Source organism: Streptomyces sp. NBC_00083 (assembly GCF_026343295.1).
Classification (GTDB): Bacteria; Actinomycetota; Actinomycetes; order Streptomycetales; family Streptomycetaceae; genus Streptomyces.
The window spans coordinates 446,015-471,862 of the sequence record NZ_JAPELY010000003.1 but is presented as its reverse complement, the minus strand read 5'-3'; the positions used below and the strand labels follow the sequence as shown (position 1 = coordinate 471,862).

Here is a 25,848-nt window from a genome sequence, read left to right as displayed (position 1 = left end):
GCTGGGAGCGCTCTCACGCCAAGGCGGAATCACGTCGTGCGGAACCGGGCCGGGTGTCGGGGGTACACGGCGACGGCCGGCCAGGGTGCCGGTGAAGCCCGGCGCGGGCTCCAGCGGGTCAAGGCCGCCCTCGCCGCCGCCGGGGCCGCCCTCCTCCTGGTGGGCGGCCTGCTCGGCGCGCCCTCCGCGTACGCCGACGCTGCCGCGCCCCCGGTCCTGGCCGACGGGTTCGGCCTGACCCAGGTCGGCGCTCCGACCGGGAGCGCGACCAACTTCGTCATCACGGTGAGGACCGCGGAGGTGGCGCAGGAACACCACATCCGGATTCTACTGCCCGCCGGATACGGCGCGGAGCCCGCCAAGCGGTACCCGGTCTTCTACTTCCTGCACGGCGCCTCCGACGACCCGGCCAATCCCGCTGTGGCCTATCCCGCTCTCACCAGGTCCACATCGATGATCACGGTCATCCCGGACGGCGGGCTCAGGGGCTGGTACACCAACTGGCTCGACCAGAGCACCGCCGCAGGGGCGCAGAACTGGGAGAACTTCCACATCAACCAGGTGGTCCCGTTCATCGACGCCAACCTGCGCACCCTGGCGTCCAGGCCGACCCGTGCCGTGGGCGGGCTCTCCATGGGAGGGTTCGGAGCCCTGCACTACGCCCAGCGGCACCCGGATCTCTTCGGTCAGGTCGCCACGTTCTCCGGGGCGGACGACCTGTCGGTGGACCACATGGTGATGCGTGGAGCTGTGGTGGCCACCCTCACCAACGCGGGTGCCCCGCTGTGCGGCAACGCCGTCGACGCTTCCTGTTCCCTCACCTTCGGCCCCACGGTGTCGAGCGACGCCGTCTTCGGCACGCCGTACCCGGTGCTCAACGCCGACTGGCGCTGGAACGAGGCGGATCCCTCGGCCCACATGGCGGCGCTCGCCGGGACCGGCATCGCGATCTACACGGGCAATGGCCACGGCTCCCCCTCCACCATGGAGTTCTGGGTCGAGTCGGCGGCCCGGCACGCCAAGGAGAGCCTGGACGCCCTCGGCCTGCCGTACCACTACGTCGACTACGGCGACGGGTCCACCTGGGGCGGCGACTGCCACGGCGGGCACGAGAGCGGCTGCTGGGCCCAGGACCTCGTCGACTATGTGCCCCGCCTCGAAGCGGCGTTCGCCGCCTCATCTTGAGCAGTGGTGGTGAGACAGCAATACTGTTGCACCGGATGGGCCGCGCACATGTGGGCCGGCACCACCGTTGGCCGGGACACACCGGGGAAGCGAGGCACTGCCATGGCGACGGAGACCGAGGAGCCGACACTCACGGTCGACGAGCTGGCCGCGCGGGCCGGTGTCACCGTGCGCACCATCCGCTTCTACGGCACCCGGGGGCTGCTGCCGCCGCCCGTGATCGGGCCGCGCCGGGTCGGGCACTACGGGCCGGCGCATCTGTCCCGGCTCGCGCTGATCGAGGAGTTGCAGCACCACGGGATGACGCTGGCCGCGATCGAACGCTACCTCCAGCAGCTGCCGGCCGACCTGAGCGCCCACGATCTGGCCATCCATCGGGCGGTGGTGGCGTCCTGGGCGCCGGATTCGGCGGACGACGCGAGCCGGGCCGACCTCGAACGGCGGGCGGGGCGCTCGCTGTCCGACACCGACATCGACCGGCTCGCGGCGATGAACGTCCTGGAGCCGATCGCGGGCTCCGCCGACACCTTCCGTGTGGACCCGGGACTGCTCGCGCTGGGGGTGCAGCTCCTGGACGTGCCGATCGCGCACGAGACGATCCTGGCGGCCCGAACGGTGTTGATGGAGCACACGCGGTCGGCCGCGCACGAGCTGACGCGGCTCTTCCGTGACGAGGTCTGGAACCCTTACCGCGAGCGGGAGTCGGACCCCGATCACGTCGAGGCGATGAAGTCGCTCTCGGCCCACATGCAGCCGATGGTCCTGCAAGCGCTGGTCACCGCGTTCCAGCGCTCCCTGAAGGCAGAATTGAGGGCAGCCTTCGGCTCCCCAACCCCCGAAAAGTAGCTCCGCCGCAGGACACCCGGGCGGGGTGGCCTCGCCTATGCATGCCGACCCCATCAGGGGCGCGGGGACCTGCGCGGCGGAGTGTCCTGGGGCTCCGCCCCAGACCCCGTTCGCGCCTGAAGGGCGCTCGTCCTCAATCGCCGGACAGGCTGAGGATGCCCATGCCGTCCGGCACCAAGTACCTCAGGGGCGCGGGGAACTGCGCGAGAAGCGAGCACGGCCCGCAGACAAGGACGGGGTTGGGGGCGCGGGGAACTGCGCGAGACGCCAGCACGGCCCGCAGACAAAGACGAGGTTGGGGGCGCGGGGAACCGCGCAAACACGGGCCGCACCCGAACGCGCGGGGCTGGGGGCGCGGTGAGCGGCGCGCGCGGCTCCGGGCGCGCCGAGGACCCCGCCCCCAACCCCGCGGAGCGACTACGCGTCGCCGAACCGCTCCCCCCGCTCCGCCTTCTCCACCAGCAGCGCCGGCGGCTGGAAGCGCTCTCCGTAGCGCTCGGCCAGCTCCCGGGCGCGGGCCACGAAGCCGGGCAGGCCGCCCTCGTACCCGTTGATGTACTGGATGACGCCGCCCGTCCACGCGGGGAACCCGATGCCCATGATCGAGCCGATGTTGGCGTCGGCGACCGAGGTGAGGACGCCCTCCTCGAAGAGCCGCACCGTGTCCAGGGACTCCGAGAAGAGCATCCGCTCCTTCATGTCCTCGAAGGGGATCTCGGCACCCTGCCGGGTGAAGTGCTCGCGCAGCCCCGGCCACAGCCTGCCGCGCCTGCCGTCGTCGCCGTAGTCGTAGAACCCGGCGCCGCCGCTGCGGCCGGTGCGGCCGAACTCGTCGACCATGCGGTCGATCACCGCGTCCGAGGGGTGGCCGGGCCACACACCGCCCGCCTCCTCGACCGCCCGCTTCGTCTCGTTGCGGATCTTGCGGGGCAGGGTCAGGGTCAGCTCGTCCATCAGCGAGAGCACCTTCGCCGGGTAGCCGGCCTGGCCCGCGGCCTGCTCGACGGAGGCGGGCTCGATGCCCTCGCCGACCATCGCGACGCCCTCGTTGATGAACTGGCCGATCACCCGGGAGGTGAAGAAGCCGCGCGAGTCGTTCACGACGATCGGCGTCTTCTTGATCTGGCGTACGAGGTCGAACGCGCGGGCCAGCGCCTCGTCACCGGTGCGCTCGCCCTTGATGATCTCCACCAGAGGCATCTTGTCGACGGGCGAGAAGAAGTGCAGGCCGATGAAGTCCGCCTGACGTGACACGCCCTCGGCGAGACCGGTGATGGGCAGCGTCGAGGTGTTGGAGCAGAGCAGCGCGTCGGGCTCGACGATGTCCTGGATCTCCTGGAACACCTTGTGCTTGAGCGAGGTGTCCTCGAAGACCGCCTCGATGACGGCGTCGCACCCGGCCAGGTCCTGCGGGTCGGCGGTCGGCGTGATCAGGGCGAGCAGGGCGTCCCGCTTCGCCTCCGTCGTCCGGCCCCGTGAGAGCGCTTTCGCGAGCAGCTTCTCGGAGTACGCCTTGCCCTTGTCGGCGGCTTCCTGCGACACGTCCTTGAGGACGACCTCGATCCCGGCCCGCGCGCAGGAGTACGCGATGCCCGCGCCCATCATCCCGGCGCCGAGGACCGCGACCCTGCGGACGGGGCGCGGCTCGATGCCCCGGGGGCGGCTGACGCCGGAGTTGACGGCCTGGAGGTCGAAGAAGAACGCCTGGATCATGTTCTTCGAGGTCTGCCCGGTGACCAGCTCGGTGAAGTACCGGGCCTCGATGGTGAGAGCGCTCTCGAAGTCGACCTGGGAGCCTTCGACGGCCGCCGCGAGGATGTTGCGCGGCGCCGGATAGGGCGCGCCCTGGAGTTGCTTCTTCAGGTTGGCCGGGAACGCCGGCAGGTTGGCGGCGAAGCGCGGGTTGGACGGCGTACCGCCGGGGATCTTGTAGCCCTTGACGTCCCACGGCTGGTGGGATTCGGGGTGGGCGTCGATGAAGGCGTGCGCCTTGGCGAGCATCTCCTCGGGCGTCGCGGCGATCTCGTGCACGAGAGCGTTCTCAAGGGCGCGCTGCGGGGAGTACTGCGTGCCCTGGAGCAGCACCTTGAGCAGGGCGTCGGCGATGCCCATGAGGCGTACGGTGCGGGTCACGCCGCCGCCCGCGGGGAGCAGGCCGAGCGTGACCTCGGGCAGGCCGATCTTGGAGCCGGGCGCGTCGAGCGCGATGCGGTGGTGGGCGGCGAGAGCGATCTCGTAACCGCCGCCCAGGGCCGCGCCGTTGATGGCCGCGACGACCGGCTTGCCGAGCGTTTCGATGCGGCGCAGCGAGTTCTTGATGGCGGTGCCGGTGTCGAAGGCCTGCTGGGCGAGTTCGGGGCCGACCCGGATCATGTCCTTGAGGTCGCCGCCCGCGAAGAAGGTCTTCTTCGCGGAGGTGTAGATGATGCCGCGGATGGAGTCCTTCTCGGCTTCCGCGCGGTCCGCGACGGCCGCGATGGAGTCCTTGAAGGCCTGGTTCATCGTGTTGGCGGACTGGTCGGGGTCGTCCAGTACGAGGGTGACGACGCCGGTCTCGTCCTGTTCCCAGCGGATGGTCGTGCTCTTCGTCATTGCTGAATTCTCCGTATGAGGGGGTGCCGGGGCGGGACGGTCAGACACGCTCGACGATGGTGGCGACGCCCATGCCGCCGCCGACGCAGAGGGTGGCGAGCCCATAGCGCAGATCGCGGCGCTCCAGCTCGTCGACGAGGGTGCCGAGGATCATCGCGCCGGTCGCGCCGAGGGGGTGGCCCATGGCGATGGCGCCGCCGTTGACGTTGACCTTGTCGAGGCTGAGGCCCATGTCGGCGACGAAGCGGAGCACGACCGCTGCGAACGCCTCGTTGATCTCGACGAGGTCGATGTCGTCGATGGTCAGACCTGCCTTGGCGAGCGCCTTGCGGGTGGCGGGCGCCGGCCCGGTCAGCATGATGGTGGGCTCGGAGCCGGAGACCGCGGCGGAGACGATGCGGGCCCGCGGGGTCATTCCGTAGCGCTCTCCGACCTCGCGGGAGCCGACGGCGACGAGGGCCGAACCGTCCACGATGCCGGAGGAGTTGCCCGCGTGGTGGACGTGGTCGATCTCCTCGACCCAGTGGTACTTCTGCAGGGCGACGGCGTCGAAGCCGCCCAGGTCGCCGATGCCCGCGAAGGAGGGCTTGAGCGCGGCCAGCGAGTCGGCGGTGGTGCCGGGGCGCATGTGCTCGTCGTGGTCGAGCACGACGAGGCCGTTGCGGTCCTTGACCGGGACGAGCGACCGCGCGAAGCGGCCGTCCTTCCACGCCTCGGCGGCCCGCTCCTGGGACAGCGCGGCGTATTCGTCGACGTCGCGGCGCGTGAAGCCCCCGATGGTGGCGATGAGGTCGGCGCCGATGCCCTGCGGGACGAAGTTGGTGGAGAAGTTGGTCATGGGGTCGGCGAACCAGGCCCCGCCGTCGGAGGCCATCGGGACCCGTGACATCGACTCGACGCCACCGGCGAGCACCAGGTCCTCCCAGCCCGAACGGACCTTCACCGCAGCCAGGTTGACGGCTTCGAGACCGGAGGCACAGAAGCGGTTCTCCTGGACGCCGGCGACCGTGTCGGGCAGTCCGGCGGCGATCGCGGCGATGCGGGCGATGTCCGAGCCCTGGTCGCCGACGGGGCCGACGACGCCGAGCACGATGTCGTCGATGGCGGCCGGGTCGAGGCCCGGGAAGCGCGTCCGCAGTTCGTGGATGAGGCCGACGACGAGGTCGATCGGCTTGGTGCCGTGCAGGGCGCCATTGGCCTTGCCGCGGCCGCGCGGGGTGCGGATCGCGTCGTATACGTACGCTTCGGTGCTCAACGTCGGGCCTTTCGGATGAGGGCGGTTCGGGGATGCGGGGTCAGCCGAGCAGGGAGCGGCCGATGATTTCCTTCATGATCTCGGTCGTGCCGCCGTAGATCGTCTGGATGCGGCCGTCGGTGAATGCCTTGGCGACCCGGTACTCGGTCATGTAGCCGTAGCCGCCGTGGAGTTGGAGGCAGCGGTCGGCGACGCGCTTTTGCAGTTCGGTCGCCCACCACTTGGCCATGGAGGCGTGTACGGCGTCGAGTTCGCCGTTGGAGTGGTCGACGATGCAGCGGTCGAGGAAGGTCCGGGTGACGGCGCACTCGGTGGCCATCTCGGCGATCTCGAACCGGATGTGCTGGAGCTTGGAGAGCGGCCGGCCGAAGGCCTCGCGCTCCTTGACGTAGGTCGTGGTGATCTCCAGGAGGTGTTCGGCCGCGGCGATCCCGGCGACGGCGATGCCCATCCGCTCCTGCGCGAGATTGGTCATGAGGTGGATGAAGGCGCCGTCGAGTTCGCCGAGGAGATTGTCCTTCGGGACGCGTACGTCGTGGAAGAACAGCTCGGCCGTGTCCTGCGACTTCTGGCCGATCTTGTCGAGGTTGCGGCCGCGTTCGAACCCTTCGGCGCCGCGCTCCACCACGATGAGGGACAGGCCCTTGGCGCCGCCCTCCGGTGTGGTCCTCGCGACGACGACGACCAGGTCGGCGAGGATGCCGTTGGAGATGAACGTCTTGGAGCCGTTGAGCAGCCAGTGGTCGCCCTTGTCCTCGGCGGTGGTGCGGATGCCCTGGAGGTCGGAGCCCGCGCCGGGTTCCGTCATGGCGATCGCGGTGATCAGCGAGCCGTCGCAGAACCCGGGCAGCCAGCGCCGCTTCTGCTCCTCCGTGGCGAGCCCGGTCAGGTACGGGCCGATGATGTCGTTGTGCAGGCCGAGCGCGAGCCCGGCGGCCCCGGCGCGGGTGAACTCCTCGGCGAGGACGGCGCTGTAGCGGAAGTCGGCCTGGCCGCCGCCCCCGTACTCCTCGGGCACGGCGAGCCCGAGCAGCCCCTGCCGGCCCGCGGCGAGCCACGCCTCGCGGGAGACGATGCCGTCCTTCTCCCACTGCTCGTAGTGCGGCAGGACCTCCTTGGCGAGGAAGGTGCGGACGGTCTCGCGGAACGCTTCGTGCTCGGCACTGAAGATCTGCCGTTTCAACTCAAGCCTCCTGTACGGGGGATGGTGCCGGACCCGCAGTGAGCGCCGGCAGGTCCCAGTCGCGGGCGACGTCCTCGGTGTGGGCGCCGGGCAGGGCGGGGGGCCGCCGGAGGGATCCGGGGGTGGCGGAGAAGCGGGGCGCGGGCGCCGGCTGGGCGGTCCCGTCGTACGTGGTGAACGTGGCGCGGGACGCGAGATGGGGGTGGTGCGGCGCCTCCTTCAGGGAGAGCACGGGCGCGACACAGGCGTCCGAGCCGTCGAAGACGGCGGTCCACTCCTCGCGGGTGCGGGTGCGGAACCGCGCCGCGACGGCGGCGCGCAGCTCCGGCCAGCGGGCCAGGTCCTTGCGGGCGGGCGCCTCGTCCCCGATGCCGAGGAGGCGGACGAATTCGTCGTAGAACCGCTGCTCCAGAGCGCCGACCGCCATGTACTGGCCGTCGGAGGTCTCGTACGTGCCGTAGAAGGGGCAGCCGCCGTCGAGCAGGTTGGCGCCGCGACGGTCCTGCCAGCCGCCGGCCGCCAGCATCGCGTGGATCATCGTGGTGAGGTGGGCGGTCCCGTCGACGATCGCCGCGTCGACCACCTGGCCCGCTCCCCCGCCCCGCGCGTGCTGGAGCGCGGCGAGGACGCCGATGACGAGGTAGAGCGAGCCGCCGGCGTAGTCGCCGACGAGGTTCGCCGGGACGACCGGCGGGCCGCCCGCCTCGCCGATCATGCCGAGGGTGCCGGTGAGGGCGATGTACGCGATGTCGTGTCCGGCGCGCTGGGCGAGCGGTCCGTCCTGTCCCCAGCCGGTCATCCGGCCGTAGACGAGGCCGGGATTGCGGCCCAGGCACGCGTCGGGTCCGACCCCGAGGCGTTCGGCGACGCCGGGCCGGTAGCCCTCGATGAGGATGTCGGCGCGCTCGACCAGGTCGAGGACGACGCCGGGGCCTTCGGGCGCCTTGAGGTCGATGATCACGGAGCGTTTGTTGCGGTTGGTGAGGTCGTGCGCCGGGTCGACGCCGAGGCCCGCGCCCCCCGGACGGTCCACGCGCACCACGTCGGCGCCGAGGTCGGCGAGGAGCATGGCGGCGAACGGGCCGGGCCCGATGCCCGCCAGCTCGACCACGCGCACCCCGGCGAGCGGGCCGGTTCCTGTCGCTGCCATCAAGCCCCCAGCACTGTGACACAACTGATGTAACATCAATGATGCTAAGAACACGTTCCACTCCGCACAAGCCCCCATGAGCAACCGCTCAGCACGCGGGGCGCGCGCCACGGCGCCGGATGCCCCGATACGCCGGGTCTGCCCGGAGCCGCCCCCTCCCGGTCGTCGCGGGAGCGGGCCCGGATGCCCGGACCGGGCGCCGCACGCTAGCCTCACAACCCGGCATCGGCCGACGGCGTCACCAGGCAGCAGAAGTGCGGAGGCACAGGTGGGACCCTCGAAGCGGCAATACGACATCGTGCTGTTCGGCGCGACGGGTTTCGTGGGCGCGCTGACCGCCCAGTACCTCGCGCTCCACGCGCCCGAAGGGTGCCGGTGGGCGATCGCCGGCCGCAACCGCACCCGCCTTGAGCGGCTGCGCGAACGGCTCACGGAACTCAACCCGGCGTGCGCCACGCTGCCGCTGGTCACCGCCGACTCCACCGACAGCGCGTCGCTGCGCGCGCTCGCCGGGTCCACGCGGGTCCTCGCCACCACCGTCGGCCCGTACGTCTGGTACGGCGAGGGCCTGGTCGAGGCGTGCGCCGAGGCCGGCACCGACTATCTCGACCTGACCGGGGAGCCGGAGTTCGTCGACACGATGTACGTGCGGCACGACGCGCGGGCCCGGGAGCGCGGCGCCCGCCTTGTGCACGCCTGCGGCTTCGACTCGGTGCCGCACGACCTCGGCGTCCTGTTCACCGTGCACCAGCTCCCCACCGGGGTCCCGCTCCGGGTCGACGGCTTCGTACGGACCAACGCGACGTTCTCCGGCGGCACGCTGGCCTCCGCGCTGACCGCGCTCGGCCGGGGCGCGCAGACCGCGCGGGCCGCCCGCGAGCGGCGCCTGCACGAGCCGCGGCTCGTCGGACGGCGGGCCCGCGCCCCGCTCGGCGCGCCCCACTTCAGCAAGGAGACCGGCGTCTGGGCGCTGCCCATGCCGACCATCGACCCGCAGGTCATCGCCCGTTCGGCGGCGGCCGACGACCGGTACGGGCCCGACTTCCGCTACCGGCACTTCGCCGCGGTCAAGCACCTTCCGGTCGCCATCGGCGGGGTGGCGGCGGTGGGCGCCGTCGCCGCGGCCACCCAACTCCCGCCCGCACGCTCCTGGCTGATGAAGCGTTACGAAGCGGGGCTGGGCCCGGACGAGGCGCGCCGCCGGCGCAGCTGGTTCACGGTCCGCTTCGTCGGCGAGGGCGGCGGGCGCCGGGTCTTCACGGAGGTCTCCGGCGGCGACCCGGGCTACGACGAGACGGCGAAGATCCTCGCCGAGGGTGCGCTCTGCCTCGCCTTCGACGAACTCCCCGAGCGCGCGGGCCAGTTGACGCCCGCGACCGCGATGGGTCCGGCCCTCACCGAGCGGCTGCGGGCGGCCGGCATGCGGTTCCGGGTCGCGGACACGCGCTGACCGCGCGGCGCTCCGGGCCCCCGTCACGGCCCGCTCCGGAGTGCCTCAGGACGCCGACTCCGCTGAGGGCAGGGCCTGTTGGGCCTCCTTGAGGGCCCGGCGGCACAGCGAGTCGGCGTGCCGGGTGGTCTCGGGGAGCCGGTAGCGCCGCGCGAGGCCGAGGGTGTGGGCGACCGCGCCGTCGAGGCTCACGCGGTGGCCGACCGAGACGAAGACGGGCTTGGTGGCGTCCTGGGTGCGCAGGGCGCGGCCGACCTCGGTGCCGTCGTCGGCGAGCAGCGGCGAGCTGTCGCCCCTGCGGGGTCCGGGCTGCTCGTAGCTGAAGGTGAACGGGTTCTTCGCGACGCCGACGACGGGGAGCCCGGTGAGCACGCCGAGGTGGCTCGCGAGGCCGAACCGGCGCGGGTGGGCGAGCCCGTACCCGTCGCAGACGACCGTGCCGGGACCGGAGCCGAGGCGTTCGAGGGCGGCGAGCACGGTGGGAATCTCCCGGAAGGCGAGGAGCCCGGGAACGTAGGGGAACGCCACCCGGCCGACGGCGGTGGCCTCCTCGACCACGTCGAGGGTCGCGGCGTCGAGCACCACGGCGGCCGCGACGACGAGGTCGCGTTCGTCGTCGTAGGCCACGTCCACCCCGGTGACGAGGCCGCTGCCCGGCGGCGGCCCCGGCTCGTCCCGTACGACCCGGTCGCGCAGCTCGTCCTGTACGGCGAGCGCGGTCGCCTCGTCGGCCGGCCAGCCCCGCGGGATGCCCGTGATGATCTCCATGCCGCCACCCTAGGCGCTCCGCCGCGGGGCGCCGTCGCGGACCCCGGGCCGGCCTCAACAGCGGTGACCGGGGCGGCGGTCGGGGCGCGGCGGACCGCCGGCGGAGCCGCCGGGACCTGCGAACGGGCCCGGAGTAGTGTGACGATCATGTTCATTCTCGAGCTGACCTACACCTCGCCCCTGGACCGTATCGACGCCCTTCTCGACAGCCATGTCGCCTGGCTCGACGAGCACTACGCGGCGGGCGTGTTCATCGCGTCCGGCCGCAAGGAGCCCCGCGACGGCGGGGTCATCCTCGCCGTCGGGGACGACCGTGCGGTGATCGAGAAGCTCGCGGCCACCGACCCGTTCGTCGTCAACGGGGTCTGCGCCTACCGGATCACCGAGTTCCTCGCGACCAAGGTGGCGCCCCGACTCACCGCGTACCAGCAGACGTTGGGTGGTTAGAACCGGAGGCGGACGGTCTCGGCAGGATCCGCCCGACGGGCCCTAGTCCGCGAGGCGCGCCACCCGGCCCTGCTCGCCGGCGGCCCAGCACGCCCCGTCGGCGGTGCAGTCGACGGTGTCGTACGAGCCGGTGTCCACGGTCCGCCAGGTGTGTCCGCCGTCGCGTGTGACATCGGTGCCGGTCGGGCCGACGGCGAGCGCCGTCGCGTGTGAGCGCGCGAGCCAGGCGACGCCGGAGCGGTACCCGGCGACCGGCGCCGTCGCCCGGCGCCAGCGGTGCCCTCCGTCGCCCGTGACCGCCGCCGCGTCCGGTGACGGCTGCCCCGCGCGGTAGTCGCCGCCGACCGCGATGCCGTGCGTACGGTCGCGGAAGGCGAGGCCGAACACACCGCGGGCCGGGTCGCCGGCCGGGATGCCCGACTCGGCGGCCGTCCAGGTGAGTCCGCGGTCGGTGGAGTGCAGCACCCGGCCGGTGGCGCCGCCGCCCGTGGCGAGCCAGACGTCCCTCGGGCCCGAGGCCACCAGGCACTGGCCGCTCGCGGCGAACCCGGCCTCCCCCGGCTGCGCGGCCGGCATGCCCGCGCTGGGCAGCACCGCCCAGGAGCGGCCGCCGTCGGCGGTGGACAGGATGCGGTACTTGCCGTCGACGGGGTCGCTCATCGCCAGGCCGTGCCGCGGGTCGAAGAAGGTCAGGCAGTCGTAGAAGGCCTTCGGGTCGGTGTTGCGGAAGGATTCGCTCCAGGTGGCTCCGCCGTCCTCGGTGCGGTAGACGCGGGACGCCTCGCCCTCACCGATCGCGAGGACCACCGCGCGCCGCCCGTCGAAGGCCTCTACGTCCCGGAACTCCAGGGCTTCCGCGCCGGGCGGCGAGACGTTCCTCCACGTGCGGCCACCGTCCGCGGTCCGCAGGACCGTGCCCTTGGTGCCGGCGACCCATGCGGTCGACCCGCTGACCGCGGCGAGCCCGCGGAAACGGGCATCGCTCGCGGTGTTCTTCACCTTCCAGGTGGGCGTGTGCTCACCGTGCGCCTGGGCCGGCACCGTCAGCGCCGCCACCATCGCCACCCCGCCGAGTCCCGCCGCCAGCACGCGTCGCGTCTTCCCCATGGACCTCATGGCGTCGGAAGCTAGCCGAGCCCACCCCACCCGTCCAGAGCGCCTACGCCACCGGTCCCGGGCGCCCGAGCCGGGCGCCGTACGCATCTCACGCCGCATGCCGCCCCGTCGTCGGCCGCCACCGACGGGACCCCGAGAAGAATTGAGCCATACGAGGCAGGGGTGATCCGGTGTGGTCGGGGTGATAGCGGGAACGAGCCCCATGACGACTGATCCGCCCCGGGCGCCCCGCGCCGATGGTCGTCAGTGATGCAGGTCACGTGAACCTCCGGTGCACGGAACGCTGAATTTCGACGTCTCTCCGGGCGGCAGGAGAGAACCCCCGAGGCTGAGGGAGCAGGGCTTTGTCCACCGTCATCGAGCAGCCCGTCCAGGTGCGTCTGATCGCGTCCGCACCCCGTATGGAGACCGTGCCCGCGACCCTGCGCTACGACCCCGACGACCCCTTCGCCGTGCACATGGCCTTCCCCGCGCCGGCCACCCTCGAAGGCACCGACGTCTCCTGGGAGTTCGCCCGCGAACTGCTCGAAGCCGGCATCGACGCACCCGCCGGTGTGGGCGACGTCCGGGTGCGGCCCTACGGCTACGACCGCACCGTCCTGGAATTCCACGCCCCCGAGGGCGTCGCCATGGTCCACATCCGCACCTCGGAGGTGCGCCGCTTCCTCCAGCGCGCCGAGCACCTGGTGCCGGTCGGCCGCGAGCACCACTACCTCGACCTGGACGGGGACCTCGCCGTGCTGCTGCGCGACGCCTGCTGACCCCGACCGCCACCGCCACCGCCACCGAGACGGTTTCGCCCTTCCCCCGCACCGCCACCGCTCCTGCCCGGCCGCGGCGGTGCCCCTTCGCCTGCGCACCCGCGTCCCGCTCCCCGCCCCGCTCCCGCTGGTGGCTCGATGCGGCTCGCGCGTTCATCGGCCGGCGAGTAATTCGTTTGCGGGGCCCCGGATGGCGGGCGTACCTTCGTGACTGGCCCTGTTGTCGTCGAATGGAGTAGGACGTTGCTCGTCTGAGGCCCTGAGACACCGCCCCGCGCACCTCATCGATGTGCCGCGCACCCGGTGTGACCTCTGCCTCCGAGCCATGTCCTCAACGACCAGGGCCTTCTTCATGCCCTGAGCGGTGTCTCAGAACCCCCCGTTGCCCTCATTCCTTCCCCGCAACCGGGAGACCCGTATGTCATCTGCTTCCCCCCTTCAGATCAGCTCGGCCGCGCTGTCCTTCGCCTGGCCCGACGGGACCCCCGTCTTCGAGGACTTCCAGCTCGCCGTCGGCCCCGGCCGCACCGGCCTCGTCGGCCTCAACGGGTCGGGGAAATCAACCCTGTTGAAGCTGATCGCCGGCGTGCTCACGCCGAGCGGCGGCCCCGTCAAGGTCGCCGGCGAGATCGGATACCTGCCGCAGAACCTGGTCCTCGACACCACCCTGCGGGTCGACGAGGCCCTCGGCATCGACGCGGTCCGCGCGGCGCTGCACGCCATCGAGGGCGGCGACGCCGACGAGCACCACTTCGAGGCGGTGGGCGACGACTGGGACGTCGAGGAGCGCGCCCGTGCCACCCTCGACCAGCTCGGCCTCGGCGCCATCGGCCTCGACCGCACCATCGGCGAGGTCTCCGGTGGCGAGTCGGTGCTGCTCCGGCTGGCCGCACTGCTCCTCGGGCGACCGGACGTCCTGCTGCTCGACGAGCCCACCAACAACCTGGACCTGCCCGCCCGGCGGCGCCTCTACAGCGCCGTCGACGCCTGGAACGGGGTGCTCCTCGTGGTCAGCCACGACCGGGAACTCCTGGACCGGGTGGACCGCATCGCCGATCTGCGCGAGGGCCAACTCGCCTGGTACGGCGGCAACTTCACGGCGTACGAAGAGGCGCTGCGGGCCGAGCAGGAGGCGGCCGAGCGGATGGTGCGCGTGGCCGAGGCCGACGTACAGCGGCAGAAGCGCGAACTGTCCGAGGCCCAGGTCAAGCTGGCGCGGCGTCAGCGGTACGGACAGAAGAGCTACGACAACAAGGTGGTGCCGAGGATCGTCGCCAACAACCGCAAGCGCGAGGCACAGGTGTCGGCCGGCAAGCACCGCATCCTGCAGACCGAACGCCTCGACCAGGCGCGCGAGCGGCTCGACCAGGCGGCGGAGGCGGTACGGGACGACGAGGGCATCCGGATCGAGCTGCCGCACACCACCGTGCACCCGGGCCGCCAGGTCCTCACCCTGCGTGAGCTGCACCTGCCGTACGGCGCGCGGGTGGAGGGCGAGCTCGATGTGCGGGGGCCGGAGCGCATCGCCCTGGTGGGCCGCAACGGCGCCGGCAAGACCACCCTGCTCAGGACGATCGCGGGGCAGCTGGAGCCGCTGGCCGGTGAGGCGGTGGCCCATGTGCCGCTGCGCTTCCTGCCCCAGCGCCTCGACGTGCTGGACGACACCCTGAGCGTGGTGGAGAACGTGGCCCGCTACGCGCCGGGGGCGACGGACAACGCGATCCGGGCACGGCTCGCGCGGTTCCTGTTCAAGGGGGCCCGCGCCGAGCGGCCGGCCGGCACCCTCTCGGGCGGGGAGCGCTTCCGGGCGGCTCTCGCGGCGCTGCTGCTCGCGGAGCCCGCGCCCCGGCTGCTGATGCTGGACGAGCCCACCAACAATCTGGACATGGCCAGCGTGAGCGCGCTCACGGCGGCCCTCGACGCGTACGAGGGTGCGCTGATCGTGGCCAGTCACGACGTGCCGTTCCTGGAGTCCATCGGCGTCACCCGCTGGCTGCTGCTCGACGGCGCGCTCGGCGACACCACGCCGGAGGAGGTGAGAGCGGGACTCCCGGTGCGCTGAGCCGCCCGGCAGCGCGCGCCCCCGGCCCGGCCCGGTCCCTGCGACGGGGCCGGGCCGCGCTGTTTCCCCGCTCACAGCAGGGGCATCCGCAAAGAGGTGACTTGCCTCTCGTTCCACCCACTGGACCTGCGTATATAGCAGAACGTAACCGGACGAAGGGGAAGGTGGACTTGGCTGAGGCTTACGGCCGCTTTAACCTACGGTTTCGTAACCTACGTTTGCGTAGGTACGCCTGCCGTCCCCCTTTTCCGTCCCCCTGGAGCACCCTCGTGACGATCACTTCTCCCCACCTCGGCAGTTCGGACGCGTGGACCGACGCCCGGCTGCTGTTCGCGCTGGAAGAGGTAGTCGAAAAGGAGCTCAACCGGCACCTCAAGGTCGCCAAGGACTGGATGCCGCACGAGTACGTGCCGTGGTCCGACGCCCGCAACTTCCCCGGCCTCTTCGAGGACGGCGAGGCCTGGGACCCCCAGCAGTCCAAGGTCACCGACATCGGGAAGATCGCCCTGGTGGTCAACCTGCTCACCGAGGACAACCTGCCCAGCTACCACCACGAGATCGCCTCGCTGTTCGGCCGCGACGGCGCCTGGGGCACCTGGGTGCACCGCTGGACCGCGGAGGAGGGCCGGCACGGCATCGTGATGCGCGACTACCTGCTCGCCTCGCGCGCCGTGGACCCGGACAAGCTGGAGCAGTTCCGGATGGTGCACATGAGCGAGGGCTTCGAGTCGGACAACCGGCACTCGATGCTGCACTCGGTGGCGTACGTCGCGTTCCAGGAGCTGGCCACGCGGGTGTCGCACCGCAACACCGGCCACCAGTCGGGCGACCCGGTCTGCGACCGCATGCTGGCGCGGATCGCCACCGACGAGAACCTGCACATGGTCTTCTACCGCAATCTGCTGGGCGCGGCCTTCGAGATCGCCCCGGACCTGACGATGATGTCGGTGCGCGACGTCGTCGTGAACTTCCGGATGCCCGGTCACGGCATGCCGGGCTTCGAGCGGGCCGCGGCACAGATGGCGATCGGCGAGATCTACAACATGCGGATCCACCACGACGACGTGCTCCAGCCGGTGCTCCGCTACCTCAAGGTGCTGGAGATCGACGGGCTCGGCCCGGAGGGTCTCAAGGCCCAGGAGGAGCTCGGCCTGTACATGGGCGGGCTCGACTCCGAGGCCTCCAAGTTCGACGAGAAGCTCGCCGCGCGCAAGGCGCGCATGGCCGCGCGGGGCTGACACCCGGCGCTGACACCCAGCGCTGAGACCTGGCGCTGATTGCCCGCGCCGATGCCCAGCAGTGATGCCGGGCGGGAACGGCTCCCCCGTTGTTCCCGCCCGGCATCGGTCTGTTCGGCGCCGGTGTGCTCAGCGCTGCCGGGAGCGCTGCAGTACCAGGCGTTCTCTCTCGGAGAGACCGCCCCACACACCGAATCGCTCGTCGTTCGCCAGGGCGTATTCGAGGCATGCCTTGCGCTGCTCGCAGGCGCCGCAGAGCTGCTTGGCCTCACGCGTTGAACTTCCCGGCGCCGGGAAGAAGAACTCGGGCCCGGCCTGGGCGCACAACGCGCTCTCCTGCCAGGTGAGTTCAGCCCCACTGCTGATGGTGTTGTTCATCATGCCGTCAACGCTGCCGGGCGCTGATCAACGTCCCATCAACGAATCGTGAACGCCGACGTTGATCACGCCCGCGGGGCCCTCCTCCGCCGTACCTCCGAGGCCCGCGGCGGCCTGCGCGGCCTGCGCGGCTCGATTAGGACCCATCCATCGCGCTCGTGATGATGGCGATCCGCCCGCCGAACGGGTCGGCGATCCGGCCCAGGCGGCCCACGCCCTCCACGTCCATGGGCGCCATCCGGACCGTGCCGCCCAGCTCCCGCGCCCTGGCGGCCGTCGCGTCGGCGTCGGCCACCTCGATGTACGGCATCCAGTAGGGGCCTGCCTCGGCCTCCAGTGCGTCGCCGTCGATCGGGACGATGCCGCCGAACATCCCGTCGGGCCCGGCGGTGGCGGGGTTGACGGTCGTGTAGGTGCCGCCGGGGAAGGGCACGTCGGTGCTCTCCCATCCGAACACCGCGTGGTAGAAGCCGATGGCCGCCTTGACGTCCGGGGTGTAGAGCTCGACCCAGGCCAGCGTGTCCCGCTCACCGGCCGCTTCCATGCCGGCCATCTGCTGGGGCTGCCAGCCCGAGAAGCCGACGCCGGCCGTGTCCTGAAGGACGGCGCTGCGGCCCAGCTCCATGACGTCCATCGGCGGCATGACGACCTTGCCGCCCGCCTGCTCGACGGAGCGCGCCGTGGCTTCGATGTCCGGGGTCTGGAAGTACAGGTTCCATCCGGGCCGGCCCTGCTCGGGGGTGATCGCCATGCCGCCGGCGATGGTCTTGCCCGCGGCCTGGAACGTGCCGTATCCGCCGACCTCCGGCCCGCCGGGCTGATAGGTCCAGCCGAAGACGCCGGTGTAGAAGGCCGCCGCCGCGTCCATGTCCGGCGTGCCGAGATCGAACCAACTGGGAGAGCCCGTGACGTACCGGGTGCTGAGCATGGTGAACTCCTTGGTCGTACCCCGAGTCGTGCCCCGTCGTCCTGCTCCTCCGAGTCTTCCACCAGCCACTGACAATGCCGACCCGAGCGCCGGGCCGGGGGACGAACGGCCCCCGCTCTCCTATCCAACGCCCGCGGTCCGGGGCCGCGGCACCTGTCAGCGTGGTTGGAGTGTGGTGCGCAGGCGGTAGCGGTCCCCGCTGTATTCGACGGTCGACAGGAGCACCGGGCGCTGGTCCCGTGCGTAGATCGTCTGATCGAGGGCGAGCACGGGAGCGCCGGGTTCGATGCCGAGGTGTCCTGCGAGGGCCGCGTCCGCGCCGCGCGCCTCGATGGTGGTCTCGGAGCGGTCCAGCTCGACGCCGCGTGCGTGCAGTTCCTCGAAGAGCGAGGCACCGGTGAAGTCCACCGCGTCGAGGCCGGGCGCGAAGGAGGCCACCAGCAGGGTCCGGTCGACGGCGATGCGTACGTCATTGAGCAGCCGCACGCGCTCCAGGCGCAGCAGGGGCGCGCCGGCCGGTACGTCGAGGCGGTCGGCGTCGTCGAGGGTGGCGGGACGCACCTCCTGGTGCAGCACCAGCGAACTCGGCCGCATGTGCTTGCGGCGCGCCGTCGTCGTGAACGATTCCAGGTCGTTGGGCCATTCGCGGGGGGCGACCGGCTCCGCGACGAACCAGCCGCGGCCGTGCGAGGCCGTCACGAGGCCCTGCTCCACCAGGTGCGCCAGGGCTTTGCGCAGGGTCACCCGGGAGATGTCGAGGCGTTCGCCGAGTTCGCGCTCGGGGGGCAGCCGGGCGCCGGCGGTCAGTCCGCGGCGCTGGATCTCGTCCTGGATGAGATCGGCGGTCTGGGCCCACAGCGGGGCGGGGCCGCCGCCGCGTTCGGTGAAGCGCAGGGGGCGGGCGGGGGTGGCGTCGGCGCTCATCGGAAACCTCCAGCGGGATCCTCGGAGCGTACCACCGCATACCACTCACCCCTGGGCCGGACTCCGCGCAGGCCAGGGCCGATCGCCCCGGGCCCTTGGTCGGGTGGACGAGAAAATGAGCAGACCACTATTGACCACTCGAATACCACTGCATACCTTTGGGGTGCGGCACCCGGCAGGTCCGGCGGCCGACCGGTCCGACGGCCACCGCCCCCGGATGGCCACGGGACCGCTCGCGTGATGGAGGAAGACGGATGAGTACGGGCCCATCGAAGGCCGCCGCCAAGAAGAGCGGCGGCAGTGGCGTCATGGCGGTCATGCAGCGCATCGGGCGCAGCCTCATGCTCCCGGTCGCGACGCTGCCCGCGGCGGCGCTCCTGGTCCGCCTCGGCGGCACGGACCTGCTCGGCCGGGAGAACTTCCCCGAGCTGATCCGCAAGCTCGGCATGGTCCTGTCGGCCGGCGGCCAGACCGTCTTCGACAACCTGCCGCTGCTCTTCGCCATCGGCGTGGCCATCGGCTTCGCCAGGAAGTCGGACGGCTCGACCGCGCTCGCCGCCGCGGTCGGCTACCTCGTCTTCAAGGCGGTCCTGGCCAGCGACGCCTTCCCGAAGGGCGTCGACGGCAAGCCGCTGGACGCCAAGGTGCTCGGCGGCATCGTGATGGGTCTGGTGGCCGCGCTGCTCTATCAGCGCTTCAGCCGGACCAAACTCCCCGAATGGCTGGGCTTCTTCGGCGGCCGCAGGCTGGTGCCGATCCTCAGCGCCTTCGCGGGCGTCGGCATGGGCATCGTGTTCGGTGTCGTCTGGCCGACGGTCGGCGGCTGGTTCTACCACTTCGGCGAGTGGCTGGTGGGCACCGGCGCCTGGGGCGCGGGCATCTTCGGCGTGGTGGTGCGCGCGCTCATCCCGATCGGAATGCACCACTTCTTCACGTTCTTCCCCTGGTTCGACGCCGGTACGTTCGTCAACCCGCACACCGGCGCCGAGGTCCACGGCGACATCGCGCGCTTCCTTGCGGGCGACCCGAGCGCGGGCCAGTTCATGACCGGCGGCTTCCCGATCTACATGTTCGCGTTGCCGGCCGCGGCCATGGCCATCGCGCACACCGCGCGGCCCGAGAACCGCAAGATGGTCAAGGGCATGATGATCTCGGTCGCGCTCACCGCGTTCGTCACGGGTGTCACCGAGCCCATCGAGTTCAGCTTCATGTTCGTGGCGCCCCTTCTGTACGCCGTCCACGCGGTGCTCTTCGGCGTCTCGATGGCGGTCTGCTACGCCCTGGGCATCCGCGACGGCTTCGGCTTCTCCTCCGGCGCCATCGACTACGTCGTCAACTACGGCATCGCCACCAAGCCCTGGCTGCTGATCCCCATCGGCCTCGCGTTCGCCGCGCTCTACTACGTGATCTTCCGGTTCGCGATCGTGCGCTTCAACCTGCCGACACCCGGCCGGGAACCCGTGGAGGGCGACCCCGCCGAGGGCGAACCGGCCGACCCCGAACCCACCGACGCACCGGCGGACACACCCGTGCGCTCCCCGGACGCCATTCCCCCGGGCGCCGCCCTGGAGGACGATCCGGCCTCCAAGGCCTGACGCTCCACCCCCGCTCGCGCCGTCCGCATGCGGCGCAGCCCACGAAAGGAACCTTCATGCCCGGATCGCGTATCACCTTCCTCGACGGCCAGGCCGGCCAGCCGCAGGCGCTTGAGCGCGTGATCACCCATGTACGGCAGCAGCTCGACGGCCCCGACCTCGCCCGGCTGCGCGAGGCCCGCCGCCCGCTCCTGGCCGGGATCGGCGCCTCGTACGCGGCGCTCGCCGTCCCCGTCGAAGTGCTCCGCGGGCACGGCGTCCCGGCCCAGCGGGTGCTCTCCAGCGAGATCGAGGACGGCCTCCACGGCTTCGACACGGATCTGCTGATCGGCGTCTCGCAGGGCGGCCGCAGCTCGGAGACGATCGCGGCGTTCAAGGCGGCCGAGGGGCCCGCGACGCTCGCCGTGCTCAATGTGACCCCCTCCCCGCTCGGCGAACTCGCCGCGTTCACGGTCGACTTGGGCAATGAGCCCGACTCCTACGCCTCGACCGTCGGCTTCACCGCCACGGTCGTGGCCCTCGACCTGATCGCGGGTGCCATCGCCGGCCGCGCGGGCGACCCGTGGGCGGACATCGCCGAGCGGGCCGCGACGGTCCGTGCCCGCGCGGCCGAGGTGGTCTCCTGTCTGCGCTCCCGAGCGGCCCTGTGCGTGGCGGCTGACTGCGTCGCCTCCGGCGCCTCCCGGGTCAGCGCCGAAGAGGCGGCGCTGCTGCTGCGCGAGGTGCCCCGCATGCCGGCCGCGGCCTCCGTCACCCGCAACTACCTGCACGGCGAGATGGAGTCGGCGGGCAACACCCTGCACCTCGTCTTCGGCGACGGCCGCGAGGTGGAACTCGCCCGCTCCCTGTCGGCGGCCGGCCACCTCACGCTCCTGATCACCACGCAGGACGTCGACCCGGCGGACAGTCTCGGTGTCGTACGCCTGCCTGAGAGCGCTCCCAGCGCCCGGGTGGTCCTGGAGACCGTCGTGGTGCAGGAGCTGGTCGCGGCGCTCAGCGAGGAACGCGAGGTGCCCATCGAGTCGTTCGTGTTCGCCAACGACGACACCAAGGAGGGCGGCGTCGACGCGGCCGACTTCGAGCTGGCGTCGCCGGTCGCGGCGGCCTGACCCACGGCGCCGCCGACCGTCGCGGCGGCGCCGGACGCCCGCCCGGCTACTTCTGCTTGGCGCGGCTCGGCTGTACCCGCTTGGGCTCCCCCGGCATCTTGGGGTAGTCCGGCGGGTACGGCATGTCGCCGAGCGCGTGGTCGCGCTCGTCCCGCTCGGCGAGTTCGAGGAGCGGCTCGAGGCCGAAGGCGTGGTCGTCCATGTCCGCGTGCAGATCGCCGAGTTCGGCGTAGCGGGCGGGCATGGTCCGCAGGTCGAAGTCCTTGGGGTGGACGTCGTCGAGCTCGTCCCAGCGCAGCGGCGCCGAGACCGGGGCGTGCGGCTTGGGGCGCACCGAGTAGGCGGAGGCGATGGTGCGGTCGCGGGCGGTCTGGTTGTAGTCGACGAAGATGCGCTCGCCGCGCTCCTCCTTCCACCAGGCGGTGGTGACCTTGCCCGCCATGCGGCGCTCCAGCTCGCGGCCGATGGCGATGGCGCAGCGCCGCACCTCGGTGAACGTCCAGCGGGGCTCGATCGGGATGAAGACGTGGATGCCCCGGCCCCCCGACGTCTTGGGCCAGCCGGTGATCCCCAACTCTCCCAGAAGCGCCCGGAGTTCGTGGGCCACGGGCACGGCGTCGTCGAAGTCGGTGCCGGGCTGCGGATCAAGGTCGATGCGCAGCTCGTCCGGGTGGTCGGTGGCGTCGCGCCGTACCGGCCACGGATGGAAGGTCAGACAGCCGAGCTGCGCCGCCCACAGCACGGCGGCCGGCTCGGTGGGGCAGATCTCGTCGGCGTGCCGGCCGCTCGGGAACTCGATCCTCGCGGTCGGGATCCACTCCGGGACGTTCTTCGGGGCCCGCTTCTGGAAGAACGACTCGCCCTCGACGCCGTCGGGGTAGCGCTCCAGGGTGGTGGGGCGGTCGCGCAGGGCGCGGGTGATGCCGTCGGCGACGGCCAGGTAGTACCGCGCCACGTCCAGCTTGGTGTAGCCGGGTTCGGGGAAGTACACCTTGCCCGGGTTCGAGAGCCGCACGGTGCGCCCGCCGGCCTCCAGCTCGATCGCCTCGCCCTTGCCCATGCACGCCACGGTAGGCGGAGGGCGCCCATGCCGCATATCGGTAAGAATCGGTTGTATGGATCTCCCGGTGATGCCGCCAGTGAAGCCGATGCTCGCCAAGTCCGTGGCGAAGATTCCGCCCGGCATGCAGTACGAGGCGAAGTGGGACGGGTTCCGGGCGATCGTGCACCGCGACGGCGCCGAGGTGGTCATCGGCAGCCGCAACGGCAAGCCCCTGACCCGCTACTTCCCCGAGCTGGCGGCCGCCCTCGCGGAGCGGCTGCCCGAGCGGTGCGTGGTGGACGGCGAGATCGTCATCGCTCATGAGGGCCGCCTCGACTTCGACCGGCTGAGCGAGCGCATCCACCCCGCCGCGTCCCGGGTGAAGCTGCTCGCCGAACAGACGCCGTCGAGCTTCGTCGCCTTCGACCTGCTGGCGCTCGGCGACACCGCGCTCCTGGACACCCCGCTCGCGGAGCGGCGCTCGCTGCTGGCCGAGGCCTTGAGAGCGGTTTCACCCCCGGTCCACCTGGCCCCCGCCACGACCGACATCGACGTGGCCCGGCGCTGGTTCGAGCAGTACGAGGGCGCCGGGCTCGACGGCATCGTCGCCAAGCCGCTCGACCTGCCCTACCGGCCCGACGCCCGCCTCATGTACAAGATCAAGCACGAGCGCACGGCGGATGTGGTGATCGCCGGGTACCGCCACCACAAGAGCGGTCCCGTGGTCGGCTCCCTGCTGCTCGGCCTGTTCGACGCGCAGGGCGCACTGCAACACGTCGGTGTGTGCGCGGCGTTCCCGATGAAACGCCGCGCCGAACTGATCGAGGAGTTGGCGCCGCTGCTCATGAGCGATCCGGTGGCCGAGGGACACCCTTGGGCCGCCTGGGCCGAGGAGGCGGCGCACGAGGGTGCCCGGCTGCCGGGTGCGGTCAGCCGCTGGACCGGCAAGAAGGACCTGTCGTGGGTGGCGGTGCGGCCCGAGCGGGTGCTGGAGGTGGCGTACGACCACATGGAGGGCGACCGGTTCCGGCACACCGCGCAGTTCCGGCGCTGGCGCCCCGACCGCGCCCCCTCCAGCTGCACCTACGCCCAGTTGGAGGAGCCGGTCGGCTACGACCTCGCGCAGGTCCTGTCGTCGAAGGACGGCTGAGCCTTCAGGGGGTCGGCGAGGGGCAGCCCGGCGCGGAGGGCGTCGCGCCGGGGTCCGGCGCCGTCGACGCGGAGGGTGATCCCCCGGGACACCCCGGCACACCCGGGCCGCCCGTCGGCGAGGGCCCGCTGGAAGCGCTCTCGGACGGCGAGGGGCTCGGCCCGCCGGGTGAGGACGACGGAGACGGCGGGGACGACGGGGAACCTGACGGCGAGGAGGACGGGGACGCGGAGTGACTGGGTCCCGGCCCCGAGGGGGTGCCGCCGGGCCGGCTCGGGGTCGGGCGCGAGGGCCGCACGGTCGGCTGGGGTCCGATCACGATGCCGCCGCCCTGCTGGTGGCCGTGGTCGGCGTCGATCTGTCCCGCGCTGCCTGCTCCGGGCGTACTGGGGAGCGCTCCCTGCCCGTCCGGCACCGCGTGGGTGCCCCGGCGGTAGAACTCGAGCCACGACAGGACCGTACGCAGATAGTCGTCGGAGTGGTTGTAGCTCAGCACGGCACGGTCCAGATCGGCCGGGACGGCGAGGTCGCGGGCGTCCGCGCACAGATACCCACCGGCGGCGAGCGCCGCGTCGAAGACGTTGTTGGGGTCCTTGCGCCCGTCGTCGTTGCCGTCCTGTGCCCAGGCCGCCCAGGTGGAGGGGATGAACTGCATGGGGCCCACCGCCCGGTCGTAGTGGGCGTCGCCGTCCAGCGTTCCGTGGTCGGTGTCGGGGATGCGGGCGAAGCCTGCCCCGTCGAGCACCGGTCCGAGGATCGGTGTGAGGGTCGTGCCGTGCGCGTCGACCCGGCCGCCGCCCGCGTGACCCGACTCCACTTTGCCGAGGGCGGCGAGGAGTTGCCAGGGCAGGCGGCAGCGCGGTTCGGTGTGCCGCAGTCGGCTCTCCGCCCGCTGGTACGCGGCGAGGACGGTGGCCGGGATGCCCTCCTGCGTCCACACCGGATCGATCACCGCCACGCCGGGCGCCGGAGCGACGGCGCCGGGTGCCTGCGGCGAGATCAGCGGCGGGAGTTCGGTGTGGTAGGAGTCGTCGGCGGGCGGAGCCTGGCTCACCATCGCGGGCGGCCCCGCGGCGGCGGGCTCCTCGTGGCGCTGCGGCGCGGGACGGATCAGGCCGGGGGCCTGCGACGCGGTGAGCGCGGCCATCGCGACGGCCGCGACCGCCGTGCCCGTGAAGCCGCGCCGCAACCGCCGGCCGCCGGGCAGCCGTAGCTCCCCGGGCCTCACGACCTCCCGCCACCGGGGGGCTTTCATGATCCCTGCCCGAAGGTGTCGATGCCGGAGACCTTCCAGGTGGCTCCGCTCCCCCGGACCACGTCGACGGCGAACATCGCCGCGGCGTAGGTCGTTTCGGGCTTCTTGCCCGCCGTCCGGGTGCTGCTCTGGTCGGCGTAGACCAGGACCCGGGCGCGGCTGCCGTCGATCATCTCCACGCCGCTCTCGGTCACCGTGGTCGTCAGTACGAGTTTCTGGTCCTTGCCCTGCGCGCGGACGGCGGCCAGCATGTCGTGGTGCTGCTGAACTGCCTTGCCGGTCAGCAGAGTTGACGCCGCCTTGTCGGCGGCGCCGGTGTCGGCGTAGTTGTACGAGAACAGCGAGGCGACGGCTCTGGCGGTCTGGCCCTTGACCTCACTGGTGCGGGCGGGATCGGTCAGAGCGGCGTTCCGGGCGGCCGGGTCCGAACGCAGGGTGTCGGCCCGGGTCGCCGCCAGCCCGGCGAACGCGCCGAGCAGGACGACGAGCACGCACAGGACGACCGGCGCGGGGACGGAACCGACGCGGCGCACGGCGGCCGCGGCCAGCGCGCCGGGTATCCGCAGCACGGCCGGCCCGCCGGGGGGTGTCACCTCCTCCGGGGCCTGTGAACTCGCCTCGCCGTCACGGGACTTGCCGATCCGCTCCCGGCGTGAGCCACGTGGCGGCTTCTTGCCCGCGATGCCGGGAGGCGCCTCGGCCGGGCGCTCTGTCCCGGCCGGACGCTCTGTCGCGGCCGGACGCCCCGAGGGCACGACGCGATCCGGCGCCGGCTCGGTGGCGCGAGCGGCCCCGGCGTGGGCCAGTCGGCGCTGACGGTTGACCAAGTGACGGGTCGTCGACATGTGCGGCTCCTGTCCGAAGGGTGAGGGGGTCAGTTGGCCGCGCTGTCGCCGACCGGCGCCTGGCCGAGGGCGCTCAGCTTCCACCCGCCCGGGGTGCGGGTGAGTTCGCCGAGCATCCGGCTGTCCTTCGCGGCGGGCTGCTGCTTGGGCGCCTGCACGGTGATCCTCAGCGCCACCATCACCCTGGCCCGGCCCGCCCGGTCGTCGAGCTCGGTGACCGCACCGTCGAGCACCTTGGCGGTGGTGACGGTCCCGGCCTGCTGCACCTGCTTCTCGAACTCGCCTCGCCCCGCTGCGAGTTGCTGATGGAGGTCACCGGTGGTGGAGTCCTGCCACACATCGAGACCGTGGGCCAGATCCTTGTGGTCGAGGGTGGAGAGGTTCTGGACGGCCTGCTCGCCCGCCGCGAGGACCTTGTCGCGGGAGCGGGCGTAGGCGGCGGAGTCGTCGTGCGCGGCCCCGTACCAGGACCAGCCGGCCCACACCGCGACACCGCCCGCGAGCAGGGTGAGAGCCAGCGCGACGGCGAGCAGGGGCTGGATCGTCATGCGTGCCATGTTCTTCGTGCT

23 protein-coding genes are annotated in these 25,848 nt (G+C 72.0%); 10 read left to right on the top strand and 13 right to left on the bottom strand.

From position 1 onward, the window contains the following. Positions 1–156: 156 nt before the first annotated feature. On the top strand, positions 157–1,185 hold the full coding sequence (locus tag OOJ98_RS25990; protein WP_267058246.1) for an alpha/beta hydrolase family protein: 1,029 nt from the start codon (positions 157–159) through the stop codon (positions 1,183–1,185). Positions 1,186–1,287: 102 nt separating this feature from the next. Further along, complete coding sequence (locus tag OOJ98_RS25985; RefSeq protein WP_267057447.1) at positions 1,288–2,031, top strand: MerR family transcriptional regulator; 744 nt, start codon at positions 1,288–1,290, stop codon at positions 2,029–2,031. A gap of 417 nt (positions 2,032–2,448) precedes the next feature. Here OOJ98_RS25985 and OOJ98_RS25980 read toward each other — a convergent pair whose 3' ends face one another. Genes OOJ98_RS25980 through OOJ98_RS25965 form a run of 4 tightly spaced genes read right to left on the bottom strand, consistent with a single transcriptional unit; the run spans position 2,449 to position 8,211 of the window. After that, the gene (locus OOJ98_RS25980) at positions 2,449–4,623 is read right to left on the bottom strand and encodes a 3-hydroxyacyl-CoA dehydrogenase NAD-binding domain-containing protein (protein ID WP_267057446.1); all 2,175 of its coding nucleotides are present in this window, start codon (positions 4,621–4,623) and stop codon (positions 2,449–2,451) included. 40 nt (positions 4,624–4,663) lie between these two features. Continuing rightward, positions 4,664–5,878, bottom strand: coding sequence for an acetyl-CoA C-acetyltransferase (locus OOJ98_RS25975; RefSeq protein ID WP_267057445.1), 1,215 nt, complete (start codon positions 5,876–5,878; stop codon positions 4,664–4,666). 40 nt (positions 5,879–5,918) lie between these two features. Next, positions 5,919–7,061 (bottom strand): acyl-CoA dehydrogenase family protein, encoded by a 1,143-nt coding sequence (locus OOJ98_RS25970; RefSeq protein WP_267057444.1) that lies wholly within the window; start codon positions 7,059–7,061, stop codon positions 5,919–5,921. 1 nt (position 7,062) lies between these two features. After that, positions 7,063–8,211, bottom strand: a complete 1,149-nt coding sequence (locus OOJ98_RS25965; RefSeq protein ID WP_267057443.1) for a CaiB/BaiF CoA-transferase family protein — start codon at positions 8,209–8,211, stop codon at positions 7,063–7,065. A gap of 268 nt (positions 8,212–8,479) precedes the next feature. Between OOJ98_RS25965 and OOJ98_RS25960 the strand changes: the two genes are divergently transcribed. Next, a complete protein-coding gene (locus tag OOJ98_RS25960) occupies positions 8,480–9,661 on the top strand; it encodes a trans-acting enoyl reductase family protein (RefSeq protein ID WP_267057442.1) in 1,182 nt (393 codons plus the stop codon). A gap of 45 nt (positions 9,662–9,706) precedes the next feature. Here the strand turns inward: OOJ98_RS25960 and OOJ98_RS25955 are convergent, their stop codons facing one another. Beyond that, on the bottom strand, positions 9,707–10,429 hold the full coding sequence (locus tag OOJ98_RS25955; RefSeq protein WP_267057441.1) for an endonuclease V: 723 nt from the start codon (positions 10,427–10,429) through the stop codon (positions 9,707–9,709). A 147-nt stretch (positions 10,430–10,576) separates the two neighbouring features. On the opposite strand from OOJ98_RS25955, the gene OOJ98_RS25950 reads away from it, so the two are divergent. Continuing rightward, positions 10,577–10,876 (top strand): YciI family protein, encoded by a 300-nt coding sequence (locus OOJ98_RS25950; RefSeq protein ID WP_267057440.1) that lies wholly within the window; start codon positions 10,577–10,579, stop codon positions 10,874–10,876. A 42-nt stretch (positions 10,877–10,918) separates the two neighbouring features. Here the strand turns inward: OOJ98_RS25950 and OOJ98_RS25945 are convergent, their stop codons facing one another. Beyond that, complete coding sequence (locus tag OOJ98_RS25945) at positions 10,919–11,992, bottom strand: oxidoreductase (protein ID WP_267057439.1); 1,074 nt, start codon at positions 11,990–11,992, stop codon at positions 10,919–10,921. Between the two features lie 344 nt (positions 11,993–12,336). On the opposite strand from OOJ98_RS25945, the gene OOJ98_RS25940 reads away from it, so the two are divergent. The 3 genes from OOJ98_RS25940 (at position 12,337) to OOJ98_RS25930 (ending at position 16,053) form a co-directional block, all read left to right on the top strand. Beyond that, positions 12,337–12,753 carry an SsgA family sporulation/cell division regulator gene (locus OOJ98_RS25940; RefSeq protein WP_267057438.1) on the top strand — a complete coding sequence of 139 codons (417 nt, stop codon included), beginning with the start codon at positions 12,337–12,339 and terminating at the stop codon, positions 12,751–12,753. Between the two features lie 418 nt (positions 12,754–13,171). After that, complete coding sequence (locus OOJ98_RS25935) at positions 13,172–14,815, top strand: ABC-F family ATP-binding cassette domain-containing protein (RefSeq protein ID WP_267057437.1); 1,644 nt, start codon at positions 13,172–13,174, stop codon at positions 14,813–14,815. A 269-nt stretch (positions 14,816–15,084) separates the two neighbouring features. Then, positions 15,085–16,053, top strand: a complete 969-nt coding sequence (locus tag OOJ98_RS25930) for an acyl-ACP desaturase (RefSeq protein WP_267057436.1) — start codon at positions 15,085–15,087, stop codon at positions 16,051–16,053. Between the two features lie 129 nt (positions 16,054–16,182). On the opposite strand, the gene OOJ98_RS25925 is transcribed toward OOJ98_RS25930, so the two are convergent. The 3 genes from OOJ98_RS25925 to OOJ98_RS25915 all read right to left on the bottom strand — a co-directional run bounded on the left by OOJ98_RS25925 (position 16,183) and on the right by OOJ98_RS25915 (position 18,283). Next, the gene (locus OOJ98_RS25925) at positions 16,183–16,434 is read right to left on the bottom strand and encodes a WhiB family transcriptional regulator (protein ID WP_267057435.1); all 252 of its coding nucleotides are present in this window, start codon (positions 16,432–16,434) and stop codon (positions 16,183–16,185) included. A 133-nt stretch (positions 16,435–16,567) separates the two neighbouring features. Beyond that, positions 16,568–17,359: a VOC family protein gene (locus OOJ98_RS25920; RefSeq protein ID WP_267057434.1), complete on the bottom strand. Its 792-nt coding sequence runs from the start codon at positions 17,357–17,359 to the stop codon at positions 16,568–16,570. 156 nt (positions 17,360–17,515) lie between these two features. Next, a complete protein-coding gene (locus tag OOJ98_RS25915; RefSeq protein WP_267057433.1) occupies positions 17,516–18,283 on the bottom strand; it encodes a GntR family transcriptional regulator in 768 nt (255 codons plus the stop codon). A 254-nt stretch (positions 18,284–18,537) separates the two neighbouring features. Between OOJ98_RS25915 and OOJ98_RS25910 the strand changes: the two genes are divergently transcribed. Together OOJ98_RS25910 and OOJ98_RS25905 are read left to right on the top strand one after the other, a co-directional pair. Further along, complete coding sequence (locus OOJ98_RS25910) at positions 18,538–19,878, top strand: PTS transporter subunit EIIC (RefSeq protein WP_267057432.1); 1,341 nt, start codon at positions 18,538–18,540, stop codon at positions 19,876–19,878. A 56-nt stretch (positions 19,879–19,934) separates the two neighbouring features. Next, complete coding sequence (locus OOJ98_RS25905) at positions 19,935–20,987, top strand: SIS domain-containing protein (protein WP_267057431.1); 1,053 nt, start codon at positions 19,935–19,937, stop codon at positions 20,985–20,987. 46 nt (positions 20,988–21,033) lie between these two features. On the opposite strand, the gene ligD is transcribed toward OOJ98_RS25905, so the two are convergent. Then, positions 21,034–22,047, bottom strand: a complete 1,014-nt coding sequence (gene ligD / locus OOJ98_RS25900) for a non-homologous end-joining DNA ligase (protein ID WP_267057430.1) — start codon at positions 22,045–22,047, stop codon at positions 21,034–21,036. A gap of 55 nt (positions 22,048–22,102) precedes the next feature. Between ligD and OOJ98_RS25895 the strand changes: the two genes are divergently transcribed. Further along, on the top strand, positions 22,103–23,179 hold the full coding sequence (locus OOJ98_RS25895) for an ATP-dependent DNA ligase (RefSeq protein ID WP_267057429.1): 1,077 nt from the start codon (positions 22,103–22,105) through the stop codon (positions 23,177–23,179). 4 nt (positions 23,180–23,183) lie between these two features. Here OOJ98_RS25895 and OOJ98_RS25890 read toward each other — a convergent pair whose 3' ends face one another. From OOJ98_RS25890 to OOJ98_RS25880, 3 genes are read right to left on the bottom strand one after another with little or no spacing between them, the layout of a single operon-like run. Beyond that, positions 23,184–24,434: a lytic transglycosylase domain-containing protein gene (locus OOJ98_RS25890; protein WP_267057428.1), complete on the bottom strand. Its 1,251-nt coding sequence runs from the start codon at positions 24,432–24,434 to the stop codon at positions 23,184–23,186. Beyond that, a complete protein-coding gene (locus OOJ98_RS25885) occupies positions 24,431–25,279 on the bottom strand; it encodes a hypothetical protein (protein ID WP_267057427.1) in 849 nt (282 codons plus the stop codon). Before OOJ98_RS25885 ends, OOJ98_RS25890 begins: the two co-directional genes overlap by 4 nt. 29 nt (positions 25,280–25,308) lie before the next feature. After that, a complete protein-coding gene (locus OOJ98_RS25880) occupies positions 25,309–25,836 on the bottom strand; it encodes a nuclear transport factor 2 family protein (protein ID WP_267057426.1) in 528 nt (175 codons plus the stop codon). Between the last annotated feature and the right edge of the window lie 12 nt (positions 25,837–25,848).

What these genes read in the sequence shown, in the direction of transcription:
- OOJ98_RS25985 (WP_267057447.1), top strand. Translation starts at nt 1,288, where the DNA reads ATGGCGACGGAGACCGAGGAGCCGACACTCACGGTCGACGAGCTGGCC.
- OOJ98_RS25980 (WP_267057446.1), bottom strand. Translation starts at nt 4,623, where the DNA reads ATGACGAAGAGCACGACCATCCGCTGGGAACAGGACGAGACCGGCGTC.
- OOJ98_RS25965 (WP_267057443.1), bottom strand. Translation starts at nt 8,211, where the DNA reads ATGGCAGCGACAGGAACCGGCCCGCTCGCCGGGGTGCGCGTGGTCGAG.
- OOJ98_RS25955 (WP_267057441.1), bottom strand. Translation starts at nt 10,429, where the DNA reads ATGGAGATCATCACGGGCATCCCGCGGGGCTGGCCGGCCGACGAGGCG.
- OOJ98_RS25950 (WP_267057440.1), top strand. Translation starts at nt 10,577, where the DNA reads ATGTTCATTCTCGAGCTGACCTACACCTCGCCCCTGGACCGTATCGAC.
- OOJ98_RS25945 (WP_267057439.1), bottom strand. Translation starts at nt 11,992, where the DNA reads ATGAGGTCCATGGGGAAGACGCGACGCGTGCTGGCGGCGGGACTCGGC.
- OOJ98_RS25935 (WP_267057437.1), top strand. Translation starts at nt 13,172, where the DNA reads ATGTCATCTGCTTCCCCCCTTCAGATCAGCTCGGCCGCGCTGTCCTTC.
- OOJ98_RS25925 (WP_267057435.1), bottom strand. Translation starts at nt 16,434, where the DNA reads ATGATGAACAACACCATCAGCAGTGGGGCTGAACTCACCTGGCAGGAG.
- OOJ98_RS25920 (WP_267057434.1), bottom strand. Translation starts at nt 17,359, where the DNA reads ATGCTCAGCACCCGGTACGTCACGGGCTCTCCCAGTTGGTTCGATCTC.
- OOJ98_RS25915 (WP_267057433.1), bottom strand. Translation starts at nt 18,283, where the DNA reads ATGAGCGCCGACGCCACCCCCGCCCGCCCCCTGCGCTTCACCGAACGC.
- OOJ98_RS25910 (WP_267057432.1), top strand. Translation starts at nt 18,538, where the DNA reads ATGAGTACGGGCCCATCGAAGGCCGCCGCCAAGAAGAGCGGCGGCAGT.
- OOJ98_RS25905 (WP_267057431.1), top strand. Translation starts at nt 19,935, where the DNA reads ATGCCCGGATCGCGTATCACCTTCCTCGACGGCCAGGCCGGCCAGCCG.
- ligD (WP_267057430.1), bottom strand. Translation starts at nt 22,047, where the DNA reads ATGGGCAAGGGCGAGGCGATCGAGCTGGAGGCCGGCGGGCGCACCGTG.
- OOJ98_RS25895 (WP_267057429.1), top strand. Translation starts at nt 22,103, where the DNA reads ATGGATCTCCCGGTGATGCCGCCAGTGAAGCCGATGCTCGCCAAGTCC.
- OOJ98_RS25890 (WP_267057428.1), bottom strand. Translation starts at nt 24,434, where the DNA reads ATGAAAGCCCCCCGGTGGCGGGAGGTCGTGAGGCCCGGGGAGCTACGG.
- OOJ98_RS25885 (WP_267057427.1), bottom strand. Translation starts at nt 25,279, where the DNA reads ATGTCGACGACCCGTCACTTGGTCAACCGTCAGCGCCGACTGGCCCAC.
- OOJ98_RS25880 (WP_267057426.1), bottom strand. Translation starts at nt 25,836, where the DNA reads ATGGCACGCATGACGATCCAGCCCCTGCTCGCCGTCGCGCTGGCTCTC.